Here is a 15,934-nt window from a genome sequence, read left to right on the forward strand (position 1 = left end):
CCCCGCCCGGCGCGCCCCGCCCCCCCGCCGCCCCCCCCCCCCCCGCGGTGCGACCAACCGCCCGGACGACATCGCCCTTCTGCTGACGACGCTCCACGACGGTGCGTGACGCGACGGCAGGTCACTGCAGGAGCTTCTGCTTGGCCTTGTTGAACTCCTCCTCGGTGATGTCGCCGCGGGTGCGCATCTCCGACAGCTTGGCGAGCTCGTCGACGTGGCTCGCCGCACCCGCGCCCGCGGCGGGCCCGGACGCGGTCTCGCGTATGTACTCGTCGAAGGCCTTCTTCTGCGCCTGGGCGTGCTCGACTTCGCGCTGCCCCATGCTCCTGCCGCGGGCGATCACATAGACCAGGACGCCGAGGAAGGGCAACAGGATGACGAAGAGGAGCCAGGCCGCCTTCGCCCATCCGCTCATGCTGTCGTCGCGGAAGATGTCGAACACGATCCGGAACAACAGGAAGATCCAGAGCACCCAGAGGAAGACCCACATGGCCGTCCAGAAGGCGCCGAGGACCGGGTAGTCGTAGGCCAGATTCACGGAGCCCATCTCTGTCTCCCGTTCTCTCTCCTGCCGGACTCCCTCCCCTGGAGCCGCATGATCGTGCCTTCAGTATGCGGGCCCGATCGGATGCAGGCATCGCGTGGCGAATGGCGCACTTCGCGCGGGTCCCGCAGCGTGGAGAACAGGGGTGGGAGCCGTCGGCTGAGAGGTGAGGTGGCATGGGCACGGATGCATCGGTTCCGCGTGTCGTGGTGGGCGTCGACGGTTCGCCGTCCTCGCACGCGGCCCTGCGATGGGCGGTCCGGTACGCCGGGCAGACCGGCGGGACCGTCGAGGCGGTGGCCGCGTTCGAGCTCCCCGCGTCGTACGGCTGGTCCGCGCCCGCGGTGGACGCCGACTTCGACGAGGAGAGCGCCACCCTGGCGCTGACCGAAGAACTCCAGCAGGTGCTCGGTTCCGACGGCTCCGCCCGGGTCAGGACCTACGTGGTGCGCGGCAACCCCGCCGAGGTTCTGATCAACTTCTCCGAGGGCGCCGAGGCGGTGGTCGTGGGCAGCCGCGGCCGCGGCGGCTTCGCCCGTGCACTGCTGGGCTCCGTGAGCCAGCACGTGGCCCAGCACGCCTCGTGTCCCGTGGTGATCGTGCGCCCGGGCGTCCAGGCCGCGACCGGCCAGGGCTGAGGCCACGGCGCGCCGGGGTGCACCGCGGGCCACCGTGCCCGGCACGCCCGGGGCCCACCGTCTGCCGGGGCGCCCCGTGGCGGGCCGTCAGACGCCGCCGCCGGAGCCGGACACCGCACCGCACCCATGACCGCCCGCACGGGCGGGCGGCCTCTCGTCCCGAGGGAGGAGCGCCGGGATGACGAGGCGCATCGTGGCGGGGCTCGACGGCTCCGCCGAGAGCATCGCCGCGGCGGACTGGGCCGCGCGTGCGGCGCTGCGCCGCCGCCTGCCGCTGCGGCTCGTGCACGCCTGGGAGGGGCTGCCCGACGACGAACCCACCACGCTCCCCGCTCTGCAGGCACCCCGGTTCTGGGCGCAGCGCGTCCTGCGCCACGCCTTCGATCTGCTCACCGAGCGCTATCCGGAGGTGTCCGTCGACGCCGTGCAGATCCGGCGGCCCCCGGTCCCCGCCCTGCTGGCGGAGGCGGAGTCGGCCGAGTTGGTCGCGCTCGGCAGCCAGGGCCTCGGCGGCATAGGCGGGTTCCTGGCCGGGTCGGTGGCCATCGCGGTCGCCTCGGGCGCCGCACGCCCCGTCGTGCTCGTACGGTCCGGGCGTGCCCCGGGAGACCGGCGGCCGCCCGGCCGTGAGGACGGGGAGGCGCCGCGCGACGTCCCCCGGCCCGTGCTCGTGGCGGTCGACCTGCGCCGGCGCGGCGACGCCCTGCTGGAGTTCGCGTTCGGCGAGGCGCACCTCGCGGGCGCGCCGCTGCACGTACTGCACGCCTGGCACCTGCCGGGCATCCACGGTGAGGCGGAGCCGCCCGCCGGGGAAGCCGAAGCGGCCGGGCAGGGCGTGGAGTCGGCGCTCGCCGCCGCCCTCGCCCCCTGGCGGGAGAAGTTCCCCGGGGTCGACGTCCTTGCCCGTGCCGTCGAGGGCAGGCCCGTCCACGTCCTGACCCGGGCCTCCGAGACCGCCGACCTGCTGGTCGTGGGCAGGCCGACCCGGGACGCCCCCGAGGGCGGGCGGCTGGGCCGGATCGCCCGCGCGGCGATCCATCATGGTCCGTGCCCGGTCGCCGTCGTCCCGGACGACTGACTCGCGCGGGTCCCCGCCTTCGGCGGATCGGACGCCGTGCCGCGGGGCACCCGGCCGGCGGATCCGTACCGCACGGCACCGGCAGGCGGGTCCGGCCCGCACGGCATCGGTCGGGGCACTTCAGGTCGCCGGCAGCTCGGCCAGCGGCAGGTCGGCCCAGATCGTCTTGCCCCGCGGCGACTGGCGGGAGCCCCAGCTGCGGGTGAACTCCGAGACCAGGAACAGACCGCGGCCGCCCTCGTCGTCGGCGTCGGCCTGCCGCGGATGGGGAGCCGCCCTGCTGGTGTCGGAGACCTCGCAGATCAGTGAGGAGTCACGGATGAGACGGAGCTCGACGGGGCCCGCCGAGTAGCGGACCGCGTTGGTGACCAGCTCACTCGCGATGAGCTGAGCGCTGAACACGAGGCCGTCGAGACCCCACTCGGCAAGGCGCTCACCTACGAGCCGGCGCGCCTCGGAGGCGCTCTCCGGCGCATGGGGCAGGCTCCAGGAGCCCAGCCGGTCCGGGGAGAGGGCGCGGGTACGGGCCAGGAGCAGCAGCGCGTCGTCCGCGGGAGGCTCCGGGAGCAGCGCGGTCATCAGCGCGTCGCACATCTCCCGCAGGCCGCGGGCCGGATCGCGGAGCGCAGCGCGGTAGACCGGCAGAGCACTCTCCTCCCGGGCGCGCAGGAGCGCGGTGTTGGTCAGCGCGAGGATGCTGCGGTCCGGCACGTCCACCTGCGCGGTGACGTACGAGGCCACACCACGTCCGAGGCGGGGACCCGCCGGGCTCTGCACCACGTGCACCGTCCCGTCGGGGGCTGCGACCACGGGCGGCGGATGGCCGGCCCGGGACAGCAGACAGCACCGCTCGACCGGGTCGTAGACCATGTAGAGGCAGGTGGCGACCTGGGGCGCCGGGTCGCACTCCTCCGTGTCCGGGTGCTCGCGCATGAGCCGCTCGGTCAGCGTGTCGAGCCGCTCGAGCAGTTCGGCGGGCTGGAGGTCCATCGCCGCGAACGCGGCGACCGCGGTGCGCAGCTGCCCCATCAGCGTCACGGCCCGCATGCCGTGCCCGGACACGTCGCCCGCCACGAGGGCGACCCGCGCTCCCGACAGCGGTACGACGTCGTACCAGGCGCCGCCGGACGCCGGGAGATAGGTCCAGGCGGTCTCCATCGCGACATGCGGGGGCAGCCGCGTGGGCACGAGGGTGCGCTGGGTGAGGCGGGCGATGGTCTGCTCACGGGTGTAGCGGCGGGCGTTGTCGACACAGACCGCCGCACGGGCCGTCAGATCGGCAGCGAGGCCGAGGTCGGACTCCTCGAACGGCGGTGACCCCTCCGTCCGGTAGAAGGCGGTCATGCCCAGTACCACGCCGCGCGCGGCGAGCGGCACCGCGATGAGGGAGTGCACCCTGGCTCTGCGCACCACGTCGGAGAGGATCGTGTCCCGGGCCAGCCATGTGTCGTCGGACCGCAGATCGCGCACCAGCCTCGGCCGCAGATCGCTCAGGGACTGCGTGTACGGGGTTCCGTACTCCATGATCCGGACATCCCCGACCTCCAACGGGTGACGGACCGTCGGTGCGGCGTGACTGCGGTACCCGGCCCGGCGGACGGTGATCTGTTCGGAGAGCGGCCCCGGAGCGGGGGCTTCGCCACGCAGCACGGGATCGAGGACGTCGACGGCCGTCACGTCGGCGAACTCCGGCACGGCGACATCGGCGAGTTCCTGCGCCGTGCGGAACACGTCCAGGGACGTCCCGATCCGCTCCCCGGCGCGGTACAGCAGTTCCAGGCGCCGCTGGGCACGGTCCTTGTGCGTGATGTCGACGACGACGCCCGCGACGCCGAGGACGTGCCCATCGGTGTCCTGGAGGCGGAACGCAGAGACGGACACCACGCGTTCCTCGTGGCTCGCGCCGCGCAGACTGACCCTGACGGCGTAGTCCTTGACCGGCTCGCCGGTGTCCAGTACCCGGTGCAGCATCCGGTCCAGATCCGGTGCGACCAGTCCCAGCTCCTCCCATCTGCGCCCCACCGCATCGCTCATGTCCATGCCCTCGACACCGGCCGCCCCGGTGTTGAACCGCACGATCCGCAGATCCTGGTCCAGGACGTGCAGCCCGATCGGGGGCTGGCTGAACAGCGTGTGCAGCAACGCCGCGTCGTAGGCGGGGTCCATGCCGTACGCGCCTCCTCGGTCAGCCGGTCCTCGAACGGCAGGTGGGCGCGCGGGTACAGCCCTCGCACCAGGGGCAGGGAGCGCCGGGTCGATCACAGCGGGCTCATGGGCCCGGCACGCACGGCTGCCGTGTTGTGGTCGGTCCCCGACGCGCCGCGTCGATTCCCTTCCTACGCCTTGCGGCTGCGCTCGGCATCCGAAGGACGCATCGCACAGCCGGGGAGGGCCGTGAGCGAGGCGGACGCGGTGCACCGGGCCCCGTTCCCTGATCCGACCCGATCGCGGGACACCCCCGGTGCACACCTTCCCGGCGCGGCGGGGACGCCTCTGCGCCCGTCACCCGTCCGGCCTCACCGGCGGGCACGGTGCGTCCGGCCGGACTTGCATGAGGGCATGGCAGACGACACCCCCGGGCGCTCCACCACGCCCCGATGAGCGCTGCCGCGGACACGCCGCCCCCGTCCGGCACTCCCACGCTGCGTCAGACCGTGCTCACCCACGGCTATGTACGGCTGCTGGTGCTGAGCGTGCTGTTCGGTGTGCCCGTTGCGCTCGCATGCTTCTTCTTCGTCAGCCTCCAGCACTGGCTCCAGCACGAGGTGTGGGAGTCGCTGCCCCAGGCGGCCGGCTTCCCGCGCGTCCCCTGGTGGTGGCCCCTTCCGGCGCTGCTGCTGGCCGGGCTCCTGCTCGCACCGGTCGTGACCCGGATGCGCGGTGGCGGCGGCCATCTGCCCGTGCACGGGCTGGGCGCCGCTCCGGTCGGCCCCGCGGAGCTGCCGGGGGTGGTGGTGGCCACTCTGACGACGCTGCCGCTCGGTGTCGTTCTGGGTCCCGAGGCGCCCCTGATGGCGGTGGGCACGGGGCTGTCACTCCTCGCGGCGCGTGCGGTCCGGTCGGCGCAGGAGCCCAGGGCGCGGGCGGTGGTCGCCGCCGCCGGGTCGACGGCCGCGATCTCCACCATCCTCGGCGGCCCGGTGGTCGCCGCCGTGATGGTCATCGAGGCCGCGGGACTCGGCGGCACGCAGCTCGTCGTGCTGCTGCTGCCGTGTCTGCTCGCCAGTGCGGCGGGTGCCGTGATCTTCACCGGGTTCGGCCACTGGACCGGCCTGTCCATCGGCGCTCTCGGGCTGCCCGTCGTGCCGCCGGACGTGACGCCCGACGTCGGAGACTTCCTCTGGGGCATCCCGGCCGCGGCTCTGATCGCGGTGATCGTCACGGCGGGGCGCGGCCTCGGCCGGCGGGTGGCCCGGTGGACCGGTCGGCGGACCGCGGTGCGCACGGTCCTGTGTGCCGTGGCCGTCGGTGTCTGCATCACCGCCTACGCCCTGATCAGCGGCCGTTCTCCGGAGGAGGCCGCCCTGTCCGGGCAGCTGGCGCTCGGGCAGCTCGCCGCGGACCCGCACTCCTGGTCCGTAGCAGCCCTGGTGACGCTCGTCGTGTGCAAGGCGCTGGCCTGGGGCATCTGTCTGGGCAGCATGCGCGGCGGCCCCGTCTTCCCGTCCACGCTGATCGGAGCGGCCGTTGGCATCGCCTGCTCGGGCCTGCCGGGGCTCGGCACCACACCGGGCCTCGCGCTCGGCATCGCGTCCGCGGCGGCGGTGGTCACCGGGCTGCCGCTGACCAGTTCCGTGCTGGCGGTGCTGCTGCTCGGCCACGACGCGCACAACCAGACACCGCTGATCGTCGTCTCGGCCGTCGTCGCCTTCATCACCGGACAGCTGATGGTGCGCGGGCGTGACGAGCGCACGCCCGCCGCGGCCGAACCTCCGCCGCCGGCCCGCCCGACGGGCCCGGCGCCCGGGTGATCCCGGCGGGCGGGTCCGTCACTCGCCCGCCCGTTCCGAGTGGCCGTCACCGGGCGCCCGGGCGAGGGTGGGCGCAACCAGCCAGCAGCCGGTACAGCGGAGGCCCGTGTGGCGTCGGACGATCAGGAGAAGCCGCCGGAACTCGCGGAACTGCAGAAGCGCGTGGACCAGTTGGAGGCCCAGACGCGCCGTGCGCGCCGCGAGCGGCACCCGGCGCGGTCCGTCCTCGCCGTGGTGCTCGTCCTCGTCGCCGCCCTCCTCACCCCGCTGAGCCTGGTCGCCACCTGGGCGAACAGCATCGTCGGGGACACCGACCGGTACGTCGCCACGGTCGCGCCGCTCGCTTCCGACCCCGACGTCCAGGACGCGGTGACCAACAGGGTGACGACCGCCGTCATGGACCACATCGACATCCACAGTCTGCTCGACAAGGTGGCGCCCGCCGACCGGCCGCGGCTGGACCAGGCGCTCAATCTCGTGAGCGGCCCCCTCACCAGCGGCATCAGTGGGCTCGTGCAGGACACGGTCCACAAGTTCGTCACCAGCGACACCTTCGACACCCTGTGGGTGCAGCTCAACAGACGGGCACACACCGCGGTCGACAAGGCGCTCACCGGCAAGGGGGGCGGCGCGGTGAAGCTCACGGGGGACGCCGTGACGATCGACCTGGCGCCGGTGATCGACGAGGTCAAGAAGCGGCTCGTGGACCGGGGACTGACCATCGCCGGGAAGATTCCCGAGGTGCACACCTCGTTCACGGTGCTGCGGTCCGACGAGCTGCGGAAGGTGAAACAGGGCTTCCGGCTGCTCCAGCTGCTGGGGGTCTGGCTGCCCCTGCTCACCCTGGTGATCGCCGCCGCGGGCGTCCTGCTCGCCGTGCGCCGGCGTCGGGCCCTGGTGACCGTGGCGCTGCTGGTGGCGGCCGGGGCCGCCGTGCTCGGCATCGCGCTGTGGGTGTTCCGTCCCTTCTACCTCGATGCCCTTCCGGCGGACGTGTCCCAGCCCGCGGCCGGTTCGGTCTACGACGCCCTCGTGCACTTCCTGCGGGCGAGCGTGCGGATGGTCATCACGCTCGGGGTGGCGGTGGCCCTGGCCGCCTGGCTCACCGGGGAGGGGCGCGCGGCGAGGCGCGTCAAGGCGGGCTGGACCGGTGGTATCGGCGCCGTCCGGGAGGCCACCGGTCTGCCGGCCGGCCGGGTGGACGCGTGGGTGCACCGGGCCAAGCCCTGGCTCAACTGGACCGTGGTCGCGGTGGCCGCCGCTGTGGTCCTCGCCTGGAACTACCCGACCAGCGTGGTCATCGTCTGGATCGTCGTCTGCGCACTCATCGCCCTGGCCGTCATCGAGTTCCTCGACAGCGACGAGAGCCCCCATCTGCCGGCCTCTCCCTAGGGCCCCGCGCGCCGTGCGCCCGCCCCCGACAGCCCGTCCCAAAGAGTGTGACTCAGAAAAATTTGTAACCGAGTTGCATTATCGCTCCCCGGGGTGTTTGATCGACGTCACCGAGACGACGAAGGGGGCCCCATGACCGATGTGCTGATCGTCGGAGCAGGACCGACCGGACTGACGCTGGCCTGTGAACTCGCCCGCCGTGACCTGTCGGTGCGCGTGATCGACGCGGAGACCGCCCATCACCACCACTCCCGCGGCAAGGGTCTGCAGCCCCGCAGTCTGGAGATCCTCGAGGACCTCGGTGTCGTGGACCGGATCCTGGACGGCGGAGAGACCCACCTGCCCTTCCGCAAGTACTTCGAGGGCCGCCCGGCCGGCGACACCGATCCGTTCGCGGGGCAGGAGCCGCGTCCCGACGCCCCGTACGACAGGGGTGTCTTCATCGGGCAGTGGCGCACCGAGGAGATCCTGCGGGAACTGCTCGGCGAACACGGCGTGACGGTCGAACTCGACCGGAAGCTCGCCGGGTTCACGCAGGACGAGGGCGGTGTCGTCGCCACGCTGAGCACGGGCGAACGCATCGAGGCCGGGTATCTCGTCGGGTGCGACGGGGGGCGCAGCACCGTGCGCAAGACCCTCGGCGTGTCCTTCGAGGGCCACTCCGAGGAGACCCTCATGGTGTGCGGGGACGTCGAGGCGCCCGGCATCGGCCGCGACGTCTGGCACCAGTGGTTCACGCCCGAGGGCGGCGTGCTGATGTGCCCCATCCCCGGTACCGACTACTTCCAGTTCCAGGCCGTACCCGAGTTCGACGAGCACGGCGCGCCCGTGCCGCCGTCGCTGGAGAGCTTCCAGCGGCTGTTCGACCGGCACGCCCGGGTGCCGGGTGTCCGGCTGCGCAACCCCACCTGGCTCTCCACCTGGCGCTTCAACGTCCGGATGGCCGACCGCTTCCGCGTGGGGCGGGTGTTCCTCGCCGGTGACGCCGCCCATGTCCATCCCATCGCCGGCGGACTCGGCATGAACACGGGCATCCAGGACGCGTACAACCTCGGCTGGAAGCTGGCGCTCGTCGCGAAGGGACAGGCGGGCCCCGGTCTGCTCGACACCTACGAGGAGGAGCGGCTGCCCGTCGCCGCCTGGACCCTCGACATCACCTCGGACCGGATGCGCCATGTCCAGGAAGCGGTCAAGGAGCCGGGGAAGGGCATCGAGACCGCCGCCGTGCGCGACAACGTCCGCGGCTATCCCTGGAGCTCTCTCGCCGGCCCGTCCCCGGCGGGCGACTCAGCGGTCCTGCGCGCCGGTGACCGGGCCCCCGACGCGCCGTGCCTCGATGCTGCGGGCCGGCCGCAGCGGCTGTTCCGGCTCTTCGCCGGACCGCGTTTCACCCTGCTCGGATTCGGCACCGAGGGAGCCCGGGCGCTGCGGACGGTCGTGGACAAGCATCCGGACCTCGTGCGCGGATACGCCGTCGACGGCGAGGGCGACGGCCTCCCCGTCGTGCGCGACCACGCGGGCCACGCCCGGAGGGCCTACGGCATCACCGGGGACGCCCTCGTGCTGATCCGGCCGGACAGCCATGTCGCGCTGCTGACGCGGGGCGACGACGTGGACGGTGTGGGGGCCTACCTCGGAGGACTCCTCCGCTAGGAGGTGCGGCGAGCCCCGGCCGTGCGCCGGTGTAACCGGCGTGCGGCTGGGGGTGGTCCTGCGGGTGAAGGGTGCGCAAGGATGGGGTCATGACCGCGGTCCATCGCGCCATGGCCCGGCTGGGGACATGGCCGAACCTGGTAAGTGGCCGGCCCCAGTGCGCTGTTGGGCATGCCTTCGCTACGACCGAATACGACGTCGTCCATTTCCACTCCGAGGACGCCGCCGACGTCAACCTCACGAGTACGGCAGTCGAGCGCCTTCTCCCGCATCTACGGCACAGCAGTGCGATCCGGGTGATACCCGGCGCGGCCTGGGTCACCGTGCTCCTCGACTGCGACGCGGACGTGGAACTGCTGCTCAGTCTCGTCAGCGTCGCCCTCAAGGCCCATACCGGAACCAGGCACCACGAACTGCCCACCCCGTGCGACTGGCAGCGCGTGGACAGCCTGTAGGGGACGTCGCCGAAGGGGTGCGCGGCGTCCGGCGCTGCGGCGTCCGGCACAACGGCGTCAGGCATGCGGCCTCCGGCGCCGCCGAGTCCGGTCTTCCGGCGGACGACGGGAGTTCGACGACGGGCCCCGGCCGAGCCGACGCGGGCTTCCTCGGTACGTGGACCGTGTGACGCCGAAGGGGGAGGGGGCGGTCAGGAGGCCCTTCCGGGCCGTCCTTCCCGGCCGCCCCCTCCCCACGGTCACGCCGCGGAGGCCAGAGCCTGCCGCACGGTGATGGCGTTGACGCGGATCGCGTAGGAAGCGGTGTCGCCGAGGCCGAGGGCCAGCACCTTCTCCTTCTCCAGCGCCACGGTCACATCGGCGCAGAGGGCGAGGGCGTAGAGGGAGTCCCCTGTCTCCTCGCCCTGGAGGACGAACAGCACGTTGTAGTAGTAGCTCGTGCTGTGCGGTGTCCCGTCGTGGAAGGACAGGTGCGTACCCTCCTGCGAGCCCAGCCCGACGAACGCGTCGGTGAGGGCGCGGCCGGCCTCCTCCCAGAACCCGGCGTCGGCGAACGGCTGCGGCAGTGCCTGGCGCACCGCCTCCTTCAGCGAGAGCACCATCACGTTCACCGGCGCCGTCTCCCGGAGCCCCCAACCACGGACGATCCGCACGGTGGAGGCGCCCGGGACGGCCCCGGCCGCACGGCTGATCTCACCGAAGTCGTAGTCCACGGTCGCCGGGGCGATCGCGTGCTGGAACGCGCCCACCACGTTCTCGGCCTGCTCCAGATGGGTGGCGCCCACCCGGAGAACCGGCCTGAAGGTGGTCTTCCCGGCGGCGGGCTGATCGGCCATGACTGCTCCTCGGGTACGAGTGATCGCGTCGCGCCGAGGGGCAAGTATGCCGTCTGCTGCGTAGGTGCCGAGGTGAGGGGTACTCGACGTCCGTGGGGGATCGCGACGGGAGGTCGTCATGATTGTCCTCGGAGTCATCCTGCTGATCATCGGGTTCCTCACCGGGATCGGCATTCTCTGGACCATCGGCATCATTCTGCTGATCATCGGGCTCGTCCTGTGGGTCCTGGGCGCGGTGGGCCACTCCGTGGGAGGCCGGCGCCACTACTGGTGAGCGGGCCGGGGGCCGTCACCATCCGTCCGCGGACGCATCCCGGTACGCGTCCTCGTGCACACCCGCCTGCTCGAACGGAGCGGGCGGGGGGCCGGACGGGGCCGGGGTGACCGGCCGACCGGTGTAGGAACTCCAGATGCCGGCAGTCGTCCCGTGCCCCTTGGGGGTGGTCAACGGGACCTGCCGGTGCGTCCTTGCGTCCTCGCCGAACAGGGCAACGGACGTGACCAGTTCCGGCGTGGATCCGATGAACCATTCGGCCTTGCCGTCGTCGGTGCGGCCGGCGGTCGTGAGGGGCGTGGCGCCCGCGGCCGCCGCCTTGCCGCCGATGACCGGGCTACCCACCGCCCGTCGCAGCGGCACCACCCGCCCGTCGCGCCGGGCGGACACCACGATCGACGGTGTGACCTTCCGGCCTTCGTGCTGGAACGTGGCGTACGCGCCCGCCATCTCCATCGGGCTGACCCCCACCAGTCCCAGGGCCGTGGCCCGCGGCGAGCCGAGTCCGCTCGCACGCGGACTGATGCCCAGGGCGACGGCCATCCGCCGGAGTTCGCGTGCCTCGTCGGGTCCGGAGCGCCCGTCCGGGGCGCCGTACCGCAGCGCCTCGTCCTCGGCCCTGCCCTGGATCGCGGCGGCGAACGAGAGCGGACGGAGTGTCGGGCCCGCCTGGTAGTCGGACCGCGTGGCGTTGTCGAGATAGTGGGTCACGTAGTCGCGGCCGCCGTACAGCGCCACGATCCGCCCCGACCGGGGATCCACCGACACCGCACCGGCCTGCCGGTCACGGCCCGCCCCGGACGGACCGAAACCGCCCGAGCGGCCGGGCCGGTCCCCGAGCCCCGCGGCGACGGCCTTCTCCAGCGCCCGCTGACGGGCCGGATCCACGGAGAGGGTGATGCGCCACCCTCCGGCCGCCAGTTCCTGTTCGCTCACGCCGGAGGCCATCAGCTCCCGCCGGGCCACGTCCACCAGATAGCCGTTCTGCCCCGCGAGCCCCGCGGTGGGATGCGGCGCCTTCGGCACCGGGAAGCGCATCCGCGCCCGCTCGGCCCGGTCCAGCCAGCCCTGCCCGACCATGTTGTCGAGCACATAGTCCCAGCGCGCCCTGACCAGCCGCCTGCCCTCCGGCCCGGCCGAGGCCCAGTCGTACTGGCTCGGCGCCTGCAGGACGGCCGCCAGGTAGGCGCCCTGCTCCACCGTCAGATCGCCGACGTCCCGGTGGTAGTACGCACGCGCCGCGGCCTGGATCCCGTACGCCAGACGTCCGTAGTAGCTGCTGTTCAGATACCCGGCGAGTATGTCGTCCTTGGAACTGCGGCGGTCGACCTTCAGCGAGATGATCAGCTCCTTCACCTTGCGGGTGACGGTCTGCTCCTGGCTCAGGTAGTAGTTCTTGACGAACTGCTGGGTGATGGTCGAGCCGCCCTGGGTGCCGTGGCCCGTCAGGGTGCCGGCGACGCCGCGGACCATGCCGGCCACGGATATGCCGGGGTCGCCGTAGAAGTCCTTGTTCTCGGCCGCGACGAAAGCCAGCCGCACCTTCCTGGGCACGCGCGCCAGGGGCACCGACTCACGGTTGATGTCCCCGGTGGAGGTGAGATGGGTGCCGTCGCTGAACAGGTAGACATTGCTCTCCGCCTTGGCCAGCTCGTTGGGGCTGGGGACGTCGATGGCGAGGTACAGCACCGTGAACGCCCCGGTCGGCAGCGCACACAGGCCGGTCACGCACACCGCGAGTCTGCGCCAGGTGAACAGCCGGCGCCGTCTGCGGGACGCGCGCCGGCCGGAGCCCGCCGTGGCCGTGGCCGACTCCGCGGCAGCCGCCGCGCCCGGGCCCGCGCCGGCGCGGGCGGTGTCCGGTTCGCCGTGCGCCGGGTCGGTCTTCGTGGCGCCGTGCGCGGGGTCGCTGTCCGTGTCGCCGGCCGGCGCCTGCGCGTCCGGTCCGCCGCCCGCCTGGTCCCTTCGGTGCCTGTTCCGCATGGCGCCATCGTCGGTGGCGAAGATCTTGGCGGGGCCGGAGTCCGTCGTCGGTCGGGACGCGAAGACGTATCAGTCGTGTATCCGTCCCCGCCCGTCCTCGGCCGGCGGCTCCGCGAAGGGCGCCCCCGCCGGGAGCCGGAGGGTGGCGAGTGCACCTCCGCCCTGCGGGTTGGAGAAGGTGAGCTCCGCCCGGATGACCTGTGCCTGGCCGAGCGCGATGGTGAGGCCGAGCCCGTGGCCGGTACCTCGTTCGCGCGCGCCGGTACGGAACCTCTGCGGCCCGTCCTCGAGGAAGCCCTCCGGATAGCCGGGGCCGTGGTCCCGTACGTGGACGGTCCGCCGGTCCGCCTCCACGGTCACGACGACGGGCGGCTCGCCGTGCCGGCGGGCGTTCGCGACGAGGTTGGTGAGGATGCGCTCCAGCCTGCGCGGGTCCGTCCGCACGGTCGCGGTCCCGGACACCGCGCCGTCCACGTGCTCCGGGTCGCCGCCCAAGCCCACGGTGCGCGCAGTGCTCGCCGTGCCCACGGTGTTCGGCGCCGGCCCCGGGCCCCCGGAGTCCTCCGTGCTCCCCGCGTCCTCCGCTCCGTCCGTGCCCGCCGCGCTCACCGTGCGCACGACGTGCAGCCGTGCCGACAGTCCGCCGCGCGCCAGGACCTCCTCGACGAGGGGCACCAGCCGGCACTCCGAGAGGTCGGCGTGCTCCACGCCCGCATCCAGCCGGGACACCTCCAGCAGATCCTCGACCAGAGCGCTGAGGACACGTGCCCGGTCCCGCACGAACCCGGCCGCCTCGCCGTCGGGCAGCAGTTCGGCCGCGGTGACCAGCCCCATGAGCGGTGTCCGCAGCTCGTGCGCCACGTCCGCGGTGAAGCGCTGTTCGTTGTGGAGACGTTCCTGGAGCGCCGCCGCCATGGTGTCCACCGCCGTGGAGATCTCGGCGATCTCGTCACGCGGCCGCTGTGCGGCGGAGATACGGGCGTCGAGATCCCCGGCCGCGATACGGCGTGCCGTTCCCGCGGCCGTACGCAGTCGCCGGCTCATGCGTCCGGCCGTGAACACGCCCAGGGGCAGGACCACCCCGGTGGTGAGCAGACCCGCCCAGGCGATGGTCGCGTCGAGGGCGTCGAGATCGCGGAGCACGGGTGCGAGGTTTACGCGTACCGCCAGCACATGCCCGGCGGCGGGCCGCCCGGCCCACACGTCGGGGCCGCCCGGCCCCGGGGCGAACTCCGTGCCCTGGTGGCCCCTCGACACCAGGGCACGCAGGCCCGCAGGTACACCCGGTGGATCGAGCGCGGCCCCCGTGCCCTGCACGGATCCGGTGCGGGCGTAGGCGACGGCGGCCCGGTCCAGCGTGGTGCGGGCCATGTCGCGGGCCTGGGACAACTCCCGTGCCCGGGACGCATGGTGCACGAGGATGCCGACCGTGGCGGCGATACCGCAGGCGACGGCCGCGACCAGCGCGGCGATGCGCCATCTCAGGGCCATCGTCAGCGCCGCAGCTTGTAGCCGAAACCGCGCACGGTCTCGATGCGTTCGGCACCTATTTTCGCGCGCAGCCTCTGCACGTGCAGATCGACGACCCGTGTGTCGCCGTGCCAGGCGTGGTCCCAGACACGGTCGAGCAGGGTACGGCGTTCGAGCACGACACCCGGGGCGGCGGCGAATTCGAGGAGCAGGCGCAACTCGGTGGGCGTCAGGGCGACGGGGGTTCCCGCGCGGCGGACCTCCATGCCCAGGGGGTCGACGGTGAGGTCCCCGAAGGTCAGCGTGCCGCTCCCGGCCGCCGGGTCACCCGCTCCTCCCGCCGCGCGTGCGTGGGTGCCCGCCGCGGTCACGGGGGCGAAGGACGCACGGCGGAGCAGGGAGCGGATGCGCGCCACGAGCACCGCGCTCTCCACGGGCTTGACGACGTAGTCGTCAGCGCCCGCCTCCAGCCCGGAGACGACGTCGAAGGCGTCGCCGCGTGCCGACATCATCAGGATCGGGGCCAGGCTCAGTTCGCGGATCCTGCGGCACAGACCGATGCCGTCGAGTTCGGGCAGCATGACGTCGAGGAGCAGCAGATCCGGGTCGGCCTCCCGGAACGTCTCCAGGCCGGTCAGCCCGTCGGCAGCCGTGGAGACGGTGAATCCGTAGCGCTCCAGCAGCATGCCGACGGTCCGTCGGATGACCTCGTCGTCCTCGACGAGCAGCACGTGCGCCTCGGCGGCGGGGGAGGGGGTCGTCATGGGAAGGTCCTGGGCTGCGGTCGGGTGGGGGCGGCCGACGCATGCGGCGTGGCGGGGCCGGGCGTCGGTTCCTCGCCGGCCGGGGCGGGAAGTCCGTCCTGGGGGACGGACGCGGTCATGACCCGGCCGTTCCATCGGTAACGGGTCGTCAGCCGGCCGTCCTCGCCGGTGGAGCTGACCACGAGGTCGTGGCCGTACGTCGCTCCGGTCAGACCCAGGCGCCCCCAGGTGACCAGGATCGGACGCACGCTGCGGCCCGATGCCCGGTACACCTCGAAGAGCGTCATGCCGACGGAGCGGTCGTCCACGGCCACCAGGAGCTCGGCCCGTCCGTCGCCCGTGACGTCCCGGTAGACCGGCTTGCGCAGTCCGCACCAGGCCCCGGGACACGCGTCCATGGCGGCCGGTATCAGCTTGGGCGCAAGGTTGTCCCTGCGCAGCAGATCGACCGCAGACACGTCCCGGATCCCGCCGGCGGGCACCCGGACCCCCTCGACCACGGGGTACTCGGGAAATCGCGAACCGCTCTCGCCCTTGCCCGCCGGCCGCTCGGGCAGCGACTCCCGGGGCCACAGCGGTGATGCGCTCACCGGCGGGGAGAGACGGGGCGCCACGCCTGCGTCCGTCAGGCCCGACGGGGCCGCGCATCCGACCGCCGCGCCCGCCGTCACGGCCACCCAAGCCGCGGCACGGACGGCCGTCGGAACCGCGCGCCGGCACCGCCGTGTCCTGTCGGCGCGGCGGGCGGGACGTATGGGAGGCATAGGCGTGCCAGCCTACCCGGCCGTGGGTTCCGGCCCCGGTTGGTGCCGGCCGGGGCGTGCCGCAGACTCCGCGGCGGGTGGCCACGGCATGCGCGGTCGACCGGCGGCGGCG

14 protein-coding genes are annotated in these 15,934 nt (G+C 73.1%); 7 read left to right on the forward strand and 7 right to left on the reverse strand.

What is annotated here, in order from left to right:
• Nucleotides 1-121 precede the first annotated feature (121 nt).
• Nucleotides 122-547, reverse strand: a complete 426-nt coding sequence (locus tag ACWCP6_RS23545) for an SHOCT domain-containing protein (protein WP_450934486.1) — start codon at nucleotides 545-547, stop codon at nucleotides 122-124.
• Nucleotides 548-720: 173 nt separating this feature from the next.
• Here ACWCP6_RS23545 and ACWCP6_RS23550 point away from each other — a divergent pair, with 173 nt between their 5' ends.
• Both ACWCP6_RS23550 and ACWCP6_RS23555 read left to right on the forward strand, forming a co-directional pair.
• Complete coding sequence (locus tag ACWCP6_RS23550; protein WP_450934487.1) at nucleotides 721-1,182, forward strand: universal stress protein; 462 nt, start codon at nucleotides 721-723, stop codon at nucleotides 1,180-1,182.
• Nucleotides 1,183-1,360: 178 nt separating this feature from the next.
• Nucleotides 1,361-2,260 carry a universal stress protein gene (locus ACWCP6_RS23555; RefSeq protein ID WP_450934488.1) on the forward strand — a complete coding sequence of 300 codons (900 nt, stop codon included), beginning with the start codon at nucleotides 1,361-1,363 and terminating at the stop codon, nucleotides 2,258-2,260.
• Between the two features lie 120 nt (nucleotides 2,261-2,380).
• Here the strand turns inward: ACWCP6_RS23555 and ACWCP6_RS23560 are convergent, their stop codons facing one another.
• Entirely contained in the window at nucleotides 2,381-4,426 is a 2,046-nt protein-coding gene (locus tag ACWCP6_RS23560) for a SpoIIE family protein phosphatase (protein ID WP_450934489.1), read from the reverse strand.
• A 431-nt stretch (nucleotides 4,427-4,857) separates the two neighbouring features.
• Between ACWCP6_RS23560 and ACWCP6_RS23565 the strand changes: the two genes are divergently transcribed.
• The 4 genes from ACWCP6_RS23565 (at nucleotide 4,858) to ACWCP6_RS23580 (ending at nucleotide 9,731) form a co-directional block, all read left to right on the forward strand.
• Nucleotides 4,858-6,231, forward strand: a complete 1,374-nt coding sequence (locus ACWCP6_RS23565; protein ID WP_450934490.1) for a chloride channel protein — start codon at nucleotides 4,858-4,860, stop codon at nucleotides 6,229-6,231.
• A gap of 108 nt (nucleotides 6,232-6,339) precedes the next feature.
• Nucleotides 6,340-7,623, forward strand: a complete 1,284-nt coding sequence (locus ACWCP6_RS23570; RefSeq protein WP_450934491.1) for a hypothetical protein — start codon at nucleotides 6,340-6,342, stop codon at nucleotides 7,621-7,623.
• Between the two features lie 132 nt (nucleotides 7,624-7,755).
• Nucleotides 7,756-9,276: an FAD-dependent oxidoreductase gene (locus tag ACWCP6_RS23575; protein WP_450934492.1), complete on the forward strand. Its 1,521-nt coding sequence runs from the start codon at nucleotides 7,756-7,758 to the stop codon at nucleotides 9,274-9,276.
• Between the two features lie 89 nt (nucleotides 9,277-9,365).
• A complete protein-coding gene (locus ACWCP6_RS23580; protein ID WP_450934493.1) occupies nucleotides 9,366-9,731 on the forward strand; it encodes a luciferase domain-containing protein in 366 nt (121 codons plus the stop codon).
• Between the two features lie 239 nt (nucleotides 9,732-9,970).
• Here ACWCP6_RS23580 and ACWCP6_RS23585 read toward each other — a convergent pair whose 3' ends face one another.
• Nucleotides 9,971-10,567 (reverse strand): Type-2Aa cytolytic delta-endotoxin, encoded by a 597-nt coding sequence (locus ACWCP6_RS23585; RefSeq protein ID WP_450934494.1) that lies wholly within the window; start codon nucleotides 10,565-10,567, stop codon nucleotides 9,971-9,973.
• Nucleotides 10,568-10,685: 118 nt separating this feature from the next.
• On the opposite strand from ACWCP6_RS23585, the gene ACWCP6_RS23590 reads away from it, so the two are divergent.
• Entirely contained in the window at nucleotides 10,686-10,841 is a 156-nt protein-coding gene (locus ACWCP6_RS23590) for a DUF6131 family protein (RefSeq protein ID WP_450934495.1), read from the forward strand.
• Nucleotides 10,842-10,856: 15 nt separating this feature from the next.
• Here ACWCP6_RS23590 and ACWCP6_RS23595 read toward each other — a convergent pair whose 3' ends face one another.
• From ACWCP6_RS23595 to ACWCP6_RS23610, 4 genes are all read right to left on the reverse strand, one after another.
• A complete protein-coding gene (locus ACWCP6_RS23595; RefSeq protein WP_450934496.1) occupies nucleotides 10,857-12,824 on the reverse strand; it encodes a transglycosylase domain-containing protein in 1,968 nt (655 codons plus the stop codon).
• A gap of 69 nt (nucleotides 12,825-12,893) precedes the next feature.
• Nucleotides 12,894-14,315 (reverse strand): ATP-binding protein, encoded by a 1,422-nt coding sequence (locus tag ACWCP6_RS23600; RefSeq protein ID WP_450934497.1) that lies wholly within the window; start codon nucleotides 14,313-14,315, stop codon nucleotides 12,894-12,896.
• A gap of 2 nt (nucleotides 14,316-14,317) precedes the next feature.
• Nucleotides 14,318-15,058 (reverse strand): two-component system response regulator CseB, encoded by a 741-nt coding sequence (gene cseB, locus ACWCP6_RS23605; protein WP_450934498.1) that lies wholly within the window; start codon nucleotides 15,056-15,058, stop codon nucleotides 14,318-14,320.
• Nucleotides 15,055-15,672, reverse strand: coding sequence for a hypothetical protein (locus ACWCP6_RS23610; protein WP_450934499.1), 618 nt, complete (start codon nucleotides 15,670-15,672; stop codon nucleotides 15,055-15,057). The genes cseB and ACWCP6_RS23610 overlap by 4 nt, the downstream gene beginning before the upstream one ends.
• Between the last annotated feature and the right edge of the window lie 262 nt (nucleotides 15,673-15,934).

The organism is Streptomyces sp. NPDC002004 (genome assembly GCF_053593975.1).